The 15,424-nt window shown below is 33.1% G+C and carries 16 protein-coding genes; 11 read left to right on the top strand and 5 right to left on the bottom strand.

Annotated elements, in window-relative coordinates; translation table 11 throughout:
* Positions 1 to 113: 113 nt before the first annotated feature.
* The 5 genes from NU08_RS00465 (at position 114) to ftsY (ending at position 3,254) form a co-directional block, all read left to right on the top strand.
* Complete coding sequence (locus NU08_RS00465; protein ID WP_129745106.1) at positions 114 to 1,367, top strand: competence/damage-inducible protein A; 1,254 nt, start codon at positions 114 to 116, stop codon at positions 1,365 to 1,367.
* A gap of 71 nt (positions 1,368 to 1,438) precedes the next feature.
* Positions 1,439 to 1,675 (top strand): 50S ribosomal protein L28, encoded by a 237-nt coding sequence (gene rpmB, locus NU08_RS00470; protein WP_008468080.1) that lies wholly within the window; start codon positions 1,439 to 1,441, stop codon positions 1,673 to 1,675.
* Positions 1,676 to 1,702: 27 nt separating this feature from the next.
* A complete protein-coding gene (gene rpmG, locus NU08_RS00475) occupies positions 1,703 to 1,885 on the top strand; it encodes a 50S ribosomal protein L33 (protein WP_008253902.1) in 183 nt (60 codons plus the stop codon).
* Positions 1,886 to 1,958: 73 nt separating this feature from the next.
* Entirely contained in the window at positions 1,959 to 2,111 is a 153-nt protein-coding gene (locus NU08_RS00480; RefSeq protein ID WP_008468081.1) for a DUF4295 domain-containing protein, read from the top strand.
* 189 nt (positions 2,112 to 2,300) lie between these two features.
* Complete coding sequence (ftsY, locus tag NU08_RS00485; RefSeq protein WP_129745108.1) at positions 2,301 to 3,254, top strand: signal recognition particle-docking protein FtsY; 954 nt, start codon at positions 2,301 to 2,303, stop codon at positions 3,252 to 3,254.
* Between the two features lie 242 nt (positions 3,255 to 3,496).
* On the opposite strand, the gene NU08_RS00490 is transcribed toward ftsY, so the two are convergent.
* A complete protein-coding gene (locus NU08_RS00490) occupies positions 3,497 to 4,567 on the bottom strand; it encodes a serine hydrolase domain-containing protein (RefSeq protein WP_129745110.1) in 1,071 nt (356 codons plus the stop codon).
* A 266-nt stretch (positions 4,568 to 4,833) separates the two neighbouring features.
* On the opposite strand from NU08_RS00490, the gene NU08_RS00495 reads away from it, so the two are divergent.
* The 3 genes from NU08_RS00495 (at position 4,834) to NU08_RS00505 (ending at position 6,401) form a co-directional block, all read left to right on the top strand.
* Positions 4,834 to 5,274, top strand: coding sequence for a lipocalin family protein (locus tag NU08_RS00495; protein WP_129745112.1), 441 nt, complete (start codon positions 4,834 to 4,836; stop codon positions 5,272 to 5,274).
* Positions 5,255 to 5,551: a DUF721 domain-containing protein gene (locus NU08_RS00500; RefSeq protein ID WP_129745114.1), complete on the top strand. Its 297-nt coding sequence runs from the start codon at positions 5,255 to 5,257 to the stop codon at positions 5,549 to 5,551. The genes NU08_RS00495 and NU08_RS00500 overlap by 20 nt, the downstream gene beginning before the upstream one ends.
* A 130-nt stretch (positions 5,552 to 5,681) precedes the next feature.
* Positions 5,682 to 6,401, top strand: a complete 720-nt coding sequence (locus NU08_RS00505) for a hypothetical protein (protein ID WP_129745116.1) — start codon at positions 5,682 to 5,684, stop codon at positions 6,399 to 6,401.
* A 65-nt stretch (positions 6,402 to 6,466) separates the two neighbouring features.
* Here the strand turns inward: NU08_RS00505 and NU08_RS00510 are convergent, their stop codons facing one another.
* The 3 genes from NU08_RS00510 to bshC all read right to left on the bottom strand — a co-directional run bounded on the left by NU08_RS00510 (position 6,467) and on the right by bshC (position 10,045).
* On the bottom strand, positions 6,467 to 6,886 hold the full coding sequence (locus tag NU08_RS00510) for a nucleoside-diphosphate kinase (protein ID WP_071634812.1): 420 nt from the start codon (positions 6,884 to 6,886) through the stop codon (positions 6,467 to 6,469).
* A gap of 173 nt (positions 6,887 to 7,059) precedes the next feature.
* Entirely contained in the window at positions 7,060 to 8,331 is a 1,272-nt protein-coding gene (locus NU08_RS00515) for an acyltransferase family protein (protein ID WP_129745118.1), read from the bottom strand.
* Between the two features lie 124 nt (positions 8,332 to 8,455).
* Positions 8,456 to 10,045: a bacillithiol biosynthesis cysteine-adding enzyme BshC gene (bshC, locus tag NU08_RS00520; RefSeq protein ID WP_129745120.1), complete on the bottom strand. Its 1,590-nt coding sequence runs from the start codon at positions 10,043 to 10,045 to the stop codon at positions 8,456 to 8,458.
* A gap of 267 nt (positions 10,046 to 10,312) precedes the next feature.
* Between bshC and NU08_RS00525 the strand changes: the two genes are divergently transcribed.
* The 3 genes from NU08_RS00525 (at position 10,313) to NU08_RS00535 (ending at position 12,611) form a co-directional block, all read left to right on the top strand.
* Entirely contained in the window at positions 10,313 to 11,590 is a 1,278-nt protein-coding gene (locus tag NU08_RS00525) for an MFS transporter (protein ID WP_129745122.1), read from the top strand.
* 103 nt (positions 11,591 to 11,693) lie between these two features.
* Positions 11,694 to 11,948: an autorepressor SdpR family transcription factor gene (locus NU08_RS00530; RefSeq protein WP_129745124.1), complete on the top strand. Its 255-nt coding sequence runs from the start codon at positions 11,694 to 11,696 to the stop codon at positions 11,946 to 11,948.
* A gap of 3 nt (positions 11,949 to 11,951) precedes the next feature.
* Entirely contained in the window at positions 11,952 to 12,611 is a 660-nt protein-coding gene (locus tag NU08_RS00535; RefSeq protein WP_129745126.1) for an SdpI family protein, read from the top strand.
* A gap of 113 nt (positions 12,612 to 12,724) precedes the next feature.
* Here NU08_RS00535 and NU08_RS00540 read toward each other — a convergent pair whose 3' ends face one another.
* Positions 12,725 to 15,325 carry a T9SS type B sorting domain-containing protein gene (locus NU08_RS00540; protein ID WP_129745128.1) on the bottom strand — a complete coding sequence of 867 codons (2,601 nt, stop codon included), beginning with the start codon at positions 15,323 to 15,325 and terminating at the stop codon, positions 12,725 to 12,727.
* Between the last annotated feature and the right edge of the window lie 99 nt (positions 15,326 to 15,424).

Consider the following 15,424-nt stretch of genomic DNA (forward strand, 5'->3'; position numbering starts at 1 on the left):
AGCGGCTTATAGTCTGTAAAAGCTGTTAATACCTTCCTCCAAGACAAAATTTAAATTTTCTACTTATAAATTATAGTCTTGCTTAATGTAAGAATCAAAAATATTTCACTGATATGAAAGCAGCAATTATTACTATTGGAGATGAAATCTTAATTGGCCAAATCGTAGATACAAATTCGGCTTTTATTGCTAAATCACTCGATAGAATTGGAGTTGAGGTGGCAGAAATGCTATCGATAAGCGATGATAAAAAACATATTTTAGACACTTTTGCGCAATTGCAAAACAAAGTAGATGTTGTTATTGTGACAGGCGGATTGGGGCCAACGAAAGATGATGTTACAAAGAAAACATTCTGTGAATACTTTGATGATGAGTTGGTTGTAGATCAAAAAGTTTTAGCTCATGTTACAGAACTGATAGAAGGTTTTTACAAAAGGCCAATTTCTCAAATGAACAAAGATCAGGCTCTGGTTCCATCAACTTGTACGGTGTTGCATAATAAAGTGGGTACAGCACCAGGGATGTGGATGAAAAAAGAAAATACGGTTTTTATCTCGCTTCCAGGAGTTCCTTACGAAATGAAATATTTGGTTGAAGAGGAGATAATTCCAAAAATCGTTCGCGAATATAAACGTCCTTATATTATTCATAAAACCATTTTAACTTATGGTCAGGGAGAAAGTTTAGTTGCAGAACGTATTGAACAATGGGAAAACAATCTTCCTGAATTTATAAAATTGGCTTATCTGCCAAATCCAGGACGAGTTCGTCTCCGTCTAACAGCCCGCGGAACGAATAAGGAAGAATTAGAAGAGGCTATAGAAAGTAATGTGCAATCATTGGACGCCATAATTCACGATATAATTGTGGGTTACGACGAAAATGAAACAATTGAAACTGTAATTGGCAAATTGCTTTCTAAACAAAATAAAACAATCTCAACAGCAGAAAGTTGTACAGGAGGAAGGATTGCTTCTCTACTGTCATCTGTTCCAGGTTCATCAAGCTATTTTAAAGGAAGCGTGGTGTCTTATGCGACAGAGGCAAAAGTAAATGTTTTGGGAGTTGCTCAAGATTTGATAGATCAATTTTCTGTAGTTAGCGCTGAGGTTGCGTCAGTTATGGCTTTGAATGTTAAAGCATTGCTGAAAACCGACTATGCACTGGCAACGACGGGCAATGCAGGGCCTTCAAAAGGTGATTCTGATGCTGAAATTGGCACTGTTTTTATCGCTTTGGCGACGCCAGACGGAGTAATTGTAGAGGAATTTAGCTTCGGACAACCTCGTGAAAAAGTGATAGATAGGGCATCTGTTAAGAGTTTGGAAATACTGCAGAAAGAAATTTTAAAATTTGTGCAATAATTTTTTGCTACAATGGTTTATTTTTCTTTTCTTTGCACCCTGATTTTGAATAACGATAAAAGATAAGTATAATGTCAAGAGTTTGTGACCTTACAGGTAAAAGAGCGATGGTAGGAAATAACGTTTCTCACGCTATGAACAAAACTAAGAGAAAGTTTTCTGTAAACTTAGTTAAAAAGCGTTTTTATCTTCCAGAAGAAGATAGATGGATTACTCTTAGAGTAGCAGCATCTACGATAAAAACAATTAATAAAAATGGAATCACTGCAGTTTTGAAAAAAGCGCAGTCAGAAGGATTTATCAAATAATCTTTTCCTAAATAAATATATAGCAAGATGGCAAAGAAAGGTAATAGAATCCAAGTAATTTTAGAATGTACTGAGCACAAAACTTCTGGTGTTCCAGGAACTTCTAGATATATTACAACTAAGAACAAAAAAAATACTCCAGATAGATTAGAGATTAAAAAATTTAATCCAATCTTAAAAAGAGTAACTGTTCACAAAGAAATTAAGTAATAATTAGAGATTTTGATAAAATCTCAAATGGTTTTTCATTTGAAGATTTATTGAATTCCAAAACATTTGAATCATGGCAAAGAAAACCGTAGCATCGTTACAAACATCTTCTAAGAGATTATCAAAAGCCATCAAAATGGTAAAATCTCCTAAAACTGGTGCATATACATTCGTAGAATCTATTATGGCTCCTGAAGAAGTTGATGAATTCTTGAAAAAGAAATAATTACAATTACATTATATAGAAAAGCTACTTTCATTCGGAAGTAGCTTTTTTATTACCTATATTTGTCTAAAAATTTAAAGAATCGTAACAATTGGCCTTTTTTTGAGAAACAATTGCGCTTTCTTTAAAGATTTGGATTTCTTGTCTAGAAATCAAGAAATCTAGTAAATCTAAATAATCTACAAAAAAATGAGTTTTTTTAAAAAATTATTCTCTACCGAAAAAAAAGAGACTTTAGACAAAGGTCTTGAAAAAACGAAAACTACTTTTTTCTCGAAGTTAAGCAAGGCGGTTGCAGGAAAATCTAAAGTTGATGATGATGTTTTGGATGATCTTGAAGAAGTTCTTGTAGGTTCAGATGTTGGAGTTAATACGACATTAAAAATCATTGAAAGAATTGAAAAACGTGTTGCTGAAGATAAATATCTAGGAACAGACGAATTAAATCAAATTCTTCGTGATGAAATTGGCGCTTTGTTATCTGAAACTAATACAGGTGAAGCAACAGAATTTGAAGTTCCGAAAGATAAAAAGCCATATGTTTTAATGGTTGTTGGAGTAAATGGAGTCGGAAAAACAACTACGATTGGTAAATTGGCTTATCAATTTAAAAAAGCGGGCCATAAAGTGGTTTTAGGTGCGGCAGATACTTTCCGTGCGGCTGCTATTGATCAGTTGCAGGTTTGGGCTGATCGTGTAAATGTGCCTATTGTAAGACAGCAAATGGGGAGCGATCCCGCTTCTGTAGCTTTTGATACTTTGCAGTCGGCAGTTGCTCAAAACGCAGATGTTGTAATTATTGATACTGCTGGCCGTCTTCATAATAAAATCAACTTGATGAATGAGCTTACAAAAGTAAAACGTGTAATGCAGAAAGTTGTAGCCGATGCTCCTCACGATGTGCTTTTAGTTTTAGATGGTTCTACAGGCCAAAACGCTTTTGAACAAGCGAAACAATTTACAGCTGCTACTGAGGTTACTTCATTAGCTGTTACTAAATTGGACGGAACTGCAAAAGGAGGAGTTGTTATTGGTATTTCTGATCAATTTCAAATTCCGGTTAAATATATTGGTGTTGGCGAAGGAATTGAAGATTTGCAAGTCTTTAATAAATACGAATTCGTTGATAGTTTCTTTAAATAATTTATAATGAAAAATATATCAGCTTTAACGTTCTATTTTGCTAGTGTAATATCTTTTGTTCTGGCAAACGTTTTAAAGGATAAAAATCTTTCAGTGTATTATATTCTACTGGTTTTAGGAATTGTTTTATTCTTTTTGGGAGTGCTTAAAAGAATAAAAACTAATCGATAGTTTTTTATCTAAAAATATTTGAGCTTTTAAATAAAAGTGTTTTTTATGACTTTTATTTAAAAGCTATTTTTTTATTGATATAGTGCATTAATTTTCTCCCACAACGTTTTGTCAAAATCAGAAAGCGCAAGATTTACATTGTCGGCGGCATCTCCCATTCTGATTACAACCATTTTTCTGCTTGGAATTACATAAATCTTTTGGTCGTTTTTGCCTAAAGCCATAAACATATCGCTTGGTCCAGTTGGGATTACACTTCCTTGAAAAGTTAATTGCGATTGAGGCAAATGATAACTTGATTTTCCGTTTAGCCACCATAAATACCCATAACCTAAATTGATGTTTTGAGAAGTAGTGGTTGCTTCATTAAAGAAAGCTTCATTTAGAATTACATTGTTTTCCCATTTTCCTTTATTCAACATTAATAATCCGAAACGTGCCATGCTTCTTGTTGTGCTTGTATAAACGCTATTTACGCCAAGTTGAATCCAAGTGCCGTTCATGCCGATTTTGTCTCTTAATTTGGTGTTGAAATAATCCTCCCAAGTTTGTCCACTTGCTTTTGCTACAACGTCCTGAAGTTTTACATATACATTATGATAAGCCCATCTTGTTCCTGCGTCGGCTTTGTAGATTAAATCTTCTGGATCAACTTCGTCTGAGGTATCATCAAGTCCGGAAGTCATGGTTAAAAGATGCTTGCAGGTTATCAAGTTTTCTTTTGGCAGAGTTTCACTTGTCCAGCCAGTTCCAATATAATCAGATACTTTATTGTTAATGTTTAAAAGCCCTTCTTGTTGAGCAATTCCTGTCATTGTTGAAGTTAATGTTTTTCCTGCACTTGCCCAATACCAATTTGATGTGGCTGTATGGTTATTGAAATAGTTTTCTAAAACAATTCGGCCATTTACAAGTATGATGAAAGATTTAGAATGTTTGAGTTCTAGGTAATCTAAAAGTGGTCGTACAGCATTTTGATTCCATTTTAGATCAGCAATAGATTTTGTTTCCCAAGTTGTTCCTGTTAAGGGAGGAAAATACATTTTTTCTTCAGGAGTTGGAACGGGATCTGGTTCGACTGAATCTTTACTGCATGCAGTTAACGACAAGAATGTCAGGATTGTGTAAAATACTCTGTTCATATTTTTTTGCTTTTGGTTTGGGGTTTGACCAAAAATATGCAAAATAGTTTAATGTGTTTTTTGATTTTTTATTTCTTTTGATGATTATAAGGTTATCTTTGTAGTCCGAGAAAAATTTCTTTTGAAAACGGGAGCCCTAGCCCTGATGGAAGCGGCATCCTTTTGTGCTGGGGTTCGGCACAAAAGATACAGCGGACAGCAGGAATAAGCTCCTAAATCTTCGACTTCATTTAAAGAAAAAAGAATAAATTTTAATATTTTTATTTATGAAAAATGCTTTCATAGTTTTGTTTTGTTCGCTTTTGTTTGTGAGCTGTAAACAGGAAATACAACCTGCTGATATTGCTAAACTAAATGGCTATTGGGAAATTGAAAAAGTGGTTTTTGAGAAAGGCGAAGAGAAGGAGTATAAAATGAATGAAACTTTTGATTTTTTTCAAATCAAGAATAATAAAGGTCTTCGAACGAAAGTGATGCCGCAATTTGATGGCACTTTTTTGACAACAGATACTTTTGAAAATGTTGCAGTTCGTTTTGCAGGAGATCAGGTTTTCTTATATTATAACACGAAATATACGAAATGGAGTGAGGAAATTATTTCGCTTTCGGATGACAAATTAGTGGTGAAAAACCCTCAAAAAATAGAATATCATTATAAAAAAGCTGGACCAGTAAATCTTTTGAACGATGGCGAAAAGACTAAATAACGAAACAACTATTGGCGCTGTTTTACAGCAAATTATTCAGGTTAATAAATTACAGCCTGGAATGGATCAAATTGATGTTCGTGAGGCTTGGCGACAGCTTATGGGAAATGGTGTGAATACCTATACCCGAAATGTTGTTCTTAAAGGCAGTACGCTTTATGTTGAGTTAGGTTCTTCTGTTTTACGTGAAGAGTTAACTCACGGAAAATATAAAATTGTGAAAATGATCAATGAAGAATTGGGACGTGAGGTGGTGAAAGACGTTATATTGCGGTAATATTTTTTAGTAAGATAAATTTTAAAAATAATTAACACTTCTATTGCGGAGTGTTTTTTTTTACGATACATTTGGGCAGTTATTTCTTTAAAATAACATCTTTTTATAAACCCAAAATAATAAAAAATCAATGAAAAAAATTTTACTAATTTTAACCGTACTATGTACGTTAACTGGTTATTCGCAAAAGAAAAAAGTTGCTGTTGTTGCTTTTTACACTGACAAAACAATTGATCTTTCAGAGCTTGGTTTAAGTGCCGTTGCTGCAGTAACAGATTTAGGAAATAATCCAAATTTTAACCTGCAGCCAATTTTGGAAAAGTATCACAATGCTTTTTTTAATGATTATTCTAAAAAGTTTCCATTTGATTTACTTCCTGAAACAGATATAACTCAAAAACAAGAGTATATTGATTATATTCCTCATTTTGATAGAGAGGGAGAAAAGGGAAAATATATTATCAATTACCCTGGATATAAATATATATATGAAGGAATAAATGGTTCTGCAAATGAAGTAGCAACCGCTACGATGTTTAAAGATAATGCTGATGGTGTCTTGTTTACAGAAATTCATTTTGCTGTAGTAAAAGGGTTTGCAGTTGGAGGAACTGGAACTATTAAGATGAGAGCTTATGCAAGAATCGCTTTGTATGATAAAAATGGGAAAAAAGTTTTTGCTTTTAACGAAGGGGCAAATTCAAAGAAAACGGGAACAATAGTAGGAGGAATTCCTGTTTTATCTTTTGATAAAGTATTGCCAATGTGTGAAAGTGCATTAGACGAACTTTTAAAAGATTTGGATGGCAGAGTTGAGAAAATGGTAAAGAAGACTTCTGAAAGTCTTTAATTATTTTAAATCATAAAAAAAACCGCTTCAGTTATGGAGCGGTTTTTTTTATGATTTAAGAAGTCTTAGAACTGCTCTCTTCCTGCAAAGTGGAAAGCACTTTCGATAGCAGCGTTTTCGTCGCTGTCAGATCCGTGAACTGCATTTTCTCCGATTGAAGTAGCGTATGCTTTACGAATAGTTCCTTCAGCAGCTTCAGCAGGGTTTGTAGCTCCAATTAAAGTTCTGAAATCTTCTACAGCATTTTCTTTTTCTAAAATAGCAGCAACAATTGGTCCGCGAGACATAAATTCAACTAATTCTCCGTAGAAAGGTCTTTCTGCGTGTACTGCGTAAAATGCTTTAGCATCAGCTACAGTTAATTGAGTTAATTTTAATGAAACGATTTTGAAACCACCATTAGTAATCATTGCTAAGATATTCCCGATGTGTCCGTTTGCAACAGCATCTGGTTTAATCATTGTAAAAGTTCTATTTGTTGCCATTTTGTATTTTATTAAATTTTGTGCAAAAGTATACTTTTTTTATGAATTGATTTTAATAAATTCATAATTTAAACATGCTAGAATGATGTTTTGATTAAGAAAGAAGGAAGCGGTGAGTCTTGGTCAAAAAAAAGACGCACAATTGCACGTCTTTAAAATGTTTTTTATTGCTTTTATACTTTAAAAATCAGCTTGTTTCTGTAGAAAATCCATAATATAAATGTCCAAATTCCAACATAAGTTAGCGCACCGGCTAGAGAAGCTGTCATCGGATTGCTGAAAAATGGCGCAATTCCGAAACGGTATAGATAATCTAGAAGGTTAATTTGTTCACCAAGAAGAGATGGATGCTGAAAACGAATCAGTACCAAAGCTTGCGGAATAATCTGCGAAGCAAAGAAAACTATCATCGGGTTTACTCCCCAAATGACAAATAATTTGAATCCTTTTTTATATTCGGCAATGTCAATTATGTAATACAATACAGTTAAACATACTGTTGCCAATCCTGTTGTGTATAAAACATAACTGCTTGTCCAGATGGATTTGTTTATTGGAAAAACTAAATCCCAGATTAATCCGAAAAAGATGAGCGATGTACCAATCATTCCCATTCTTTGCGCTTTCTGGATTTTCGCTAAACTAAGAAGCAGAATCTGCCCAATAAATAACCCGATAATTCCGTTTACAATTGAAGGTACTGTGCTTAAGATTCCTTCAGGATCCCAAGTATTGGTTTCATGATACATATGGCCTTTTAGTAATATACTGTCAACCCAAGCGGCTAAATTAGTTCCTCTTTCAAGATTTGCTTCTCCAAATTCGGGAACTGGAATTAAGGTCATAACTGCCCAATATCCCAAAAGTAAAACAGCTCCTGTAATTAATTGTGTTACTCGAGATGTTTTTAGATAAAGTAATGAAACCACAAAATAAACTACGGCAATACGTTGTAGAACTCCAGGAAGTCTTACATCTGCATAATTTTCAAAACCTCCGTAAGCTAGAATGATATATATGGTTAATATGCTAAAGGCAAAAATGTTTTTTAGTTTGTTGCTGAAATTTCCCATCAAAGCGTAGCCAACAGCAAACGTGATAATCAATCTGCCTATCAGAAGTGGGATTCCATCAAGACCAAACAATTGGATTTTGCCAAAGAAATTAAAGAAAATCCCCAAGCAGAGCATTCTTAAAGAACGAATCAGAATTTTGTTGAATGTTGTTTCGTCATATTTTTTTTCTGGCATTGCAAGCGGTACGGCAACTCCCATTATAAAAATGAAAAACGGAAATACAAGATCTGTTGGTGTGCAGCCATTCCATTGTGCGTGCAAAAGCGGCGGATAAACATTTCCCCAATCGCCAGGATTGTTTACAATAGTCATCAATAGAATAGTCAGTCCGCGAAAGACATCAAGCGAAATTAGGCGTTCTCTTACCATTAGGTTAGTTCGTTAAATAGGTTATAAAATATAATTCTATTTGGTTTGAGAGAGCAATAAGATCGGAAATGAGCTGGTTATTTGTTCCTAAATTATCGCTTTTGAATTTCTAAAGATAATTATTTTAGATTATTATGATGTCAAAATTATGTTCTAAAGGTTTTAATTTTTGAATTAAAAGCGGAATTAATTGCTCGCCTTTTTCTAGATAAAATTCAGAAAAATTGGTCTGACGTTCTTGTAAACTTTGATTTGGAAACAATTCGCACTGTAAATCGGTTACGCGCTGTAACTGATCATGCAATTTTCTTTTTTGTGCTTTTAGCAAACGTTTTTCCAGATTTTCAAGTCCTTTCTTTTGCTTCACTTCTTGAGCTTTTACGGCTCCAGAGAAAGATTTGTCTGTCTTTTCGGCCAATTCAAAAAGATAAGCAAACTGTTTTTCAAGAGCTTCTTTTTGTTCTGTTAAATTAATTGGAAAAGGAGAAAGTTTATGAGTAATTTCATTAACTAAATTCTCTGATTTACTGAATAAATCTTTCCAGCTTAAACCTAAATTATCTGCTTTTTTTGCTTGTTTTTCGGTTGCCAATAGAACAGAATTTCGAACCAGTAATATAGGAAAAGTGATATTTACGGCTTCAAAGAATGCTTTTAATTCTAACCAATAAGCAATTTCTCCGCCTCCGCCAATGTAGCAGAGATTTGGTAAAATAATCTCCTGATATAGTGGACGCATAATTACGTTTGGACTGAATTTTTCAGGATTGCTTTCTAACAATTTGAAAATTTCATCTTTAGAAAATGAGATTTTGGTGTTGTTCACAAAATATTTATCATTCTCAAAAATGATTCTTTCGCGCAGTTTATCTTCAATGTAAAATAAATTGATCTCACGCGGATTTACTTGAACGGTATAATCGGCAAGTTCTTCAATTGATTTTTGAACTGCTTTAAACGAAGTCTGGTTTTCTAATTCTTCTTTTGCATACGGAATAAAAGCACGTTTTAAATCGGCATCGTCTGCTTCTATAATGACCAAACCGTAATTTGCAAAAAGAGCATTGGCTAAATAACGTGTTGCATCTGCCAGATTTTTGTGCTTTAAATATGCATCTTCAAAAAGTTTTTTCAACGTATTGGCATTCGTACTTGAACCTAGTTCTTTAGAATAAACTTCAAATAAATCTTCTAAGCCTTCAGTTGAAAGTCTTCCAACTGGGCCAGTACTTTCAGCATTCCAGCGGATTTTTTTTCCTTTAAAATTAAAATAATTAATTTCTTCAAAATCATGATCTTCCGTTGCCATCCAATAAATTGGAACGAAATTGTATGAAGGGTATTTCGACTTTAATTCTTTTGTTAAATTAATGGTAGAAATAATTTTATACAAAAAGTATAACGGCCCGCTAAAAAGATTTAGCTGATGGCCAGTTGTAATGGTAAAAGTATTTTCGAGTGCTAAAAGCGAAATATTTTGTCTGGTTAAATCAGAAATTTCGATGTTTTGATATTGCTTTTGCAAAGTGTCAACCAAAACTTTTCGATTATTATGGTCAAAATTGGCTAATTTTTCAGCAATTTGTTTTTCGAAATTTTCTAAGGTTGGAAAATTATTGTACAGCGGTTTTAATTCTGGCTTTTGATCTAAATAATCCTGCATTAGTTTAGAGAAATATCCAGAAGATTGAAAGCTGATACAGTCGGTAGGCATAATTTTAAATTTATTTTTGACAGCTGTAAATTTAATGAAAATAAGTAGTTAAAAACGCTATTAACAATTGCTTATGATTTGATTTTTTTCTGATGCTTTTAAAAGCGTTGTAATCAGGATTTTAAAATTTGATTTTATAAGGTTGCTTAAAATTGAAAATTTAGATAATTTGTTAAAATTATAAAGTAGTGGCAAAAGTAATTTGTATAAACATGAGTTTTTAATAATGAAACTCTATTTTTGCAAATAAAAAAGATATCATTTTTCATGGAAAGTAGCCCAAGTAAGAAGAACTCATTAAAACATGTTCTTTTTGGAAGCCTTATTGGCACCACAATCGAATTTTTTGATTTTTATATTTATGCTAATGCAGCCGTATTAGTTTTTCCTCAATTATTTTTCCCTAGTTCAGATTCGACAATGGCGACTCTGGAATCTTTAGCAACTTTCTCCATCGCCTTTTTATCGCGTCCGTTAGGCTCTGCATTTTTTGGACATTATGGAGATAAAATTGGACGAAAATTTACTCTTGTTGCAGCTTTACTGACAATGGGAATTTCTACTGTGACAATTGGTTTTCTGCCAAGTTATGAAAGTATTGGTGTTGCGGCTCCGTTACTATTGATGCTTTGCCGATTCGGACAAGGAGTTGGTCTAGGAGGAGAATGGGGCGGAGCCGTCTTGCTTGCAATCGAGAATGCGCCTCCAAATAAACGTGCTTGGTATGGAATGTTTCCGCAATTAGGCGCTCCAATTGGATTGTTGCTTTCAGGCGGAACTTTTCTATTGCTGACTGATTCGATGAGTAACGAAGATTTTATGAATTATGGATGGAGAATTCCTTTTATTGCCAGTGCGCTTTTGGTAATAGTTGGTTTTTATATTCGAACAAAAATTACTGAAACGCCTTCGTTTGAAAATGCTAAAAAACAGGAAGAAGAAGTAAAAGTTCCATTTTTAGAGTTGGTGAAATCATATAAAAATCAGTTGATATTTGGAACTTTTGCAGCCATTACAACATTTTTGGTTTTCTATTTAATGACAGTATTTACATTAAGTTGGGCAACTTCAGATTTAGGAATTGTTAAACGTGATGGATTGCTAATACAATTATTCTCTGTATTGTTTTTTGCGCTTTTTATTCCAGTTTCGGCTGTAGTGGCAGATAAAATTGGCCGTCGTAAAATGCTTATTGCAGCGACAGCGGCAATTGCTGTTTTTGGATTTTTCTTTTCGTTTTTCCTGAAAGAAGGTAATATTCCATTGATTGCTACATTTGCCTGTATCGGAATGTCTTTGATGGGATTCACGTACGGACCTTTAGGAACTTTTCTTTCTGAATTGTTTCCAACCAATGTTCGCTATTCGGGAGCATCATTAACGTTTAACATGGCAGGAATTTTGGGAGCAGCTTTTGCGCCAATGATTGCAATTTATTTGGCTAAGACCTATGATGTTAGTTATGTCGGCTTTTATTTAATTGCCGCTGCAATTATATCTTTAGTTTCCTTTTTGGTGATTAGCAAGGACGAGCATAAATTCTAAACGGTTTATTTCAAAATATTTCAAAAGCAGTAATGTAAAAAATTACTGCTTTTTTTGTTTGTTTTAAAAAGTATTTAGATATTTGTCTAAATATTTAAATGATATGAATGAAATTTTCAAAGCATTGAATGATGCAACCAGAAGGGAAATTTTGGATTTGTTAAAAGAAAAAGATATGTCGGCAGGGGAAATTGCTGATGCTTTTAATATTTCAAAGCCAAGTATATCTCATCATTTAGATATTTTAAAACGAGCCGATTTAATTACATCTGAAAAAAATGGGCAATTCATCATTTACTCCATCAATACCACCATAATGGAAGATGTTTTGCAATGGATACTAACCTTTAAACAATAAAAAATGAATTTAGAATTTAAAAAAGAGCTTCCTTTAATTGGAATTGTTTTGATTCCTTTTGTTTATTTAGCAACGATTTGGAAAAGTCTGCCAGAGATAGTTCCAATTCATTGGAATTCTAGAGGAGAAATAGATGGCTGGGGAAATAAATTGACTCTGATCGCTATACTTTTTATGCTTCCAGTTTTAACTTATATCGTTTTGTCTTTTATCACAAAGATTGACCCTAAGAAAAGAATGTCTTTGATGGGAGGGAAATTGTATCAGCTTAAATTTATTTTGGTTTTATTTATGTCTCTTTTAGCCTTATTTATTATTTACAGTACAAAAAGTCAATCTGTTTCCAGTCCAAGTTTTGTTTTCGCTTTAGCAGGCGCTTTGTTTATGATCTTGGGCAATTATTTTAAAGTAATACGCCCTAATTATTTTATTGGAATAAAAACACCATGGACTTTAGAAAATCAGGAAGTATGGAAAACAACACATGTATTTGCTGGAAAACTTTGGTTTGTTGGTGGTTTAATTATCATTTTAGGAAGCTTGATTTTTGAAAGTTCTGTTTTCTCCAAAGCATTTTTAATCATTGTATTTACTATAGCAATTGTTCCTATAGCGTATTCTTACTTAAAGTATAGAAGTTTGAAAAAGAAAGAGCAATTATAAAATTAGAAATTATGATAAAAGTAATAGTTATCCTAGTAGAATTGGTAATGCATTATATTGTAAAGGTTTAACAAAAAAGGTTCACTTATACGAACCTTTTTTGTTACAGAGAATTATCGTTTTAAAGAAAAATGCCCTCGAAATTCTGTTCCATTTATTCTGGTAGCAGTAAACCAATAATCTGAAGCAGGTTCTGGATTTCCTATATAAGTTCCGTCCCAAGAATTATTTAATCCTAGTTCTTTAATAAGTTTTCCGTAGCGATCGAATATTCTAATAGACGAATTTGGAGCCAAATAATCAGGATCGATTGTCCAAGTGTCATTAAAACCATCGCCATTTGGCGTAAAGAATTTTGAATAGGGAAGGTCGTTAACCAAATGATGACAATCTCCAGCTGTGGCCTCTAAAATGTTTATTGTTACAGGAATTCTGTCGCTTTCACAAGTGTTTATTGTTTGAGAAGCGTAATAAGTAATTCCATTTTCTAGAGAAGTTGATTCTGATAAACTATTTGTAGAAGAAGAACCTTCATACCATTTGATGTTTTGACCATCAATTTGAATATCACTAATTTTTGCATTTTTCTGAATGCAGAATTGTTGTGGAGAATCTGCTATTGGAACTTGAATTTCATCTATTTTTACTTTAACAGCAAATAGCTCACTTTCACAGTTGTTCAGAGTTTGTGTAACATAATAAGTATTATTTTGTAACAAAGTCGTTTCTGGTAAAATATTTCCATTTGACGGAGCATCATACCATTTAAGAGATGTTCCAGTTATATCCAGATTTGCTAGTTTGGCAAGTTCGTTACTGCAAAATTGCACATCATTATTTCCAACTGGCGTAGGAGTGTCATACACATGAACTAGAATTGGCGTTCTATCACTTTCACATGCGACGGTCTGCGATACATAATATACTTTGTTATCTTCTAAGAGAGTTGTGCTTGGCAAAACGCTAGCAGACATATAAGTGTCGTACCATTTTAGATTTTGACCAGTTACCTGAATTTCGCCTAAAGTAGCATTTTGCTTTTTGCAGAATGAAGGAGACTTCGTCTCTGTTGGTGGCGCTGGAACATTAGTAATAGTTACTTTTACGGCTAATCTTTCGGTTTCACAATTATTTGATATCTGAGAAGCATAATAAGTTTTTCCATCTTCTAGATTGGTATTGCCAGATAGAATATTTCCATTTGTTAAACTATCATACCATTGAATTTCACTGAAATTAGGTACTAAATTGGAAACAGTAGCATTTTGACTTGCGCAGAAAAGCTGATTTTCATCTCCTTCAGGTTTTGATGGGTCACACGGACTAAGTCTGAGCACAAAACCATCAGAAGTAGTAACGATTCCTCCATTCAAAGAACTTAATGAGTAAGTGGCAGGTCCGGGATCAAAATCACAATTCCAATTAAAATCGCCTAAAACATAAATGTTTTTATTTTTAATTTGAATATCTTTTACCAACGAACGATAATTAGAAATAAACATATACGCTTTTTCAAAATTTCGATTAGAATCAAATTTTATTACATAACCAGATCCATATTGAATTGACCCATTTGGATTTTCTAAGAAAAAAGAATTTGCAGAAGGATCGGCATCTACTTTACCCGCAAAAGCTCCAGCAACATATATATTGTTTTGAAAATCACTTTCAATTTTCCATATTTGAAAGTCTGCAGAAAACTGAGCGACAAAATATTCTTTTACATCCAAATAATTACCATTACTATCTAGCCATAAGACAAATTTTTGAGCTGATGTATTTACGACATTCGGTGAAGGGTCGACATCTATAGCGCCTTGGTAAACATTATTGGTTCCGGCTATAATAATATTTCCTTTTTTATCTATATGAAAAGTATTTTCAGATTGTTGTAAAAGTTTTTTCTCCCAAATGACATTTGCATTGTTAGTGTTTATATTAAAAACAGTGGAGGTATAATTACCTTGGTTATAATTATTTAATATAGCGATAATATTTCCATCGGCTTTTGTCTGAATTTTGATATCGCTTGAACCTGGATCATCAAATATCTTTTTCCAAATAAAATTTCCTGAGTTGTCTAGTTTTAATATATATAGACCAATATTATTTTGCGATTCAAATTTAACAGGGGTGTTATTTATTTCAATAGTTTTTGGGTTTACAAACCAGCCACTGATGATAAAATTATTTTGATTATCTACGTCAAAATTATAAATGAAAAATGAACCATTGTTTTTTATTCTGGTTCGGGATAACTCATTTCCATTTGCCGAAAGTTTTACAATTGTGTAGTAATAACTTATTTCATTGTTGACAAATTGAGAAGTTTGTAAAAAAAGATAGATATTGCCATCGCTTCCAATTTTAATATGATAAGCGTATTGGCCAGATTTTAAATCTCCAAAAGTCTTTCCCCAAACGTAATTACCATTTCGGTCAAGTTTTATTAAATAAATATCTCTGAAAGGGGAAAAAGGAGTAGACAAATTATTGATAATCTGAGTGCCATTTGGCGTCGGATCCAGATCGTATGTATAAGATTGTGCCACTCCGATAGAATAGGAATTGCCATTATCGTCAACAGCTAAGGCCTCTGCTTCATCGGTCTGTTGGTTTCCAATTTGTCTCACCCAGCTTAAATCTTGCGCCATAGTTGCATTTTGGAAGAAAATGGAAAACAAAACAAAAATAAAAAGTAATTTTTTCTTCATATAAGAAATTTAATTGTTCCAAATGTAATTAAATATCCACAAAACCGAATTAAAAATTAGAAGTCAGATGAATAAAATCTTTTCATTAAAAAGTCCTCA

This window comes from Flavobacterium anhuiense (assembly GCF_004151235.1).
In the GTDB taxonomy this organism is placed as follows: domain Bacteria; phylum Bacteroidota; class Bacteroidia; order Flavobacteriales; family Flavobacteriaceae; genus Flavobacterium; species Flavobacterium anhuiense_A.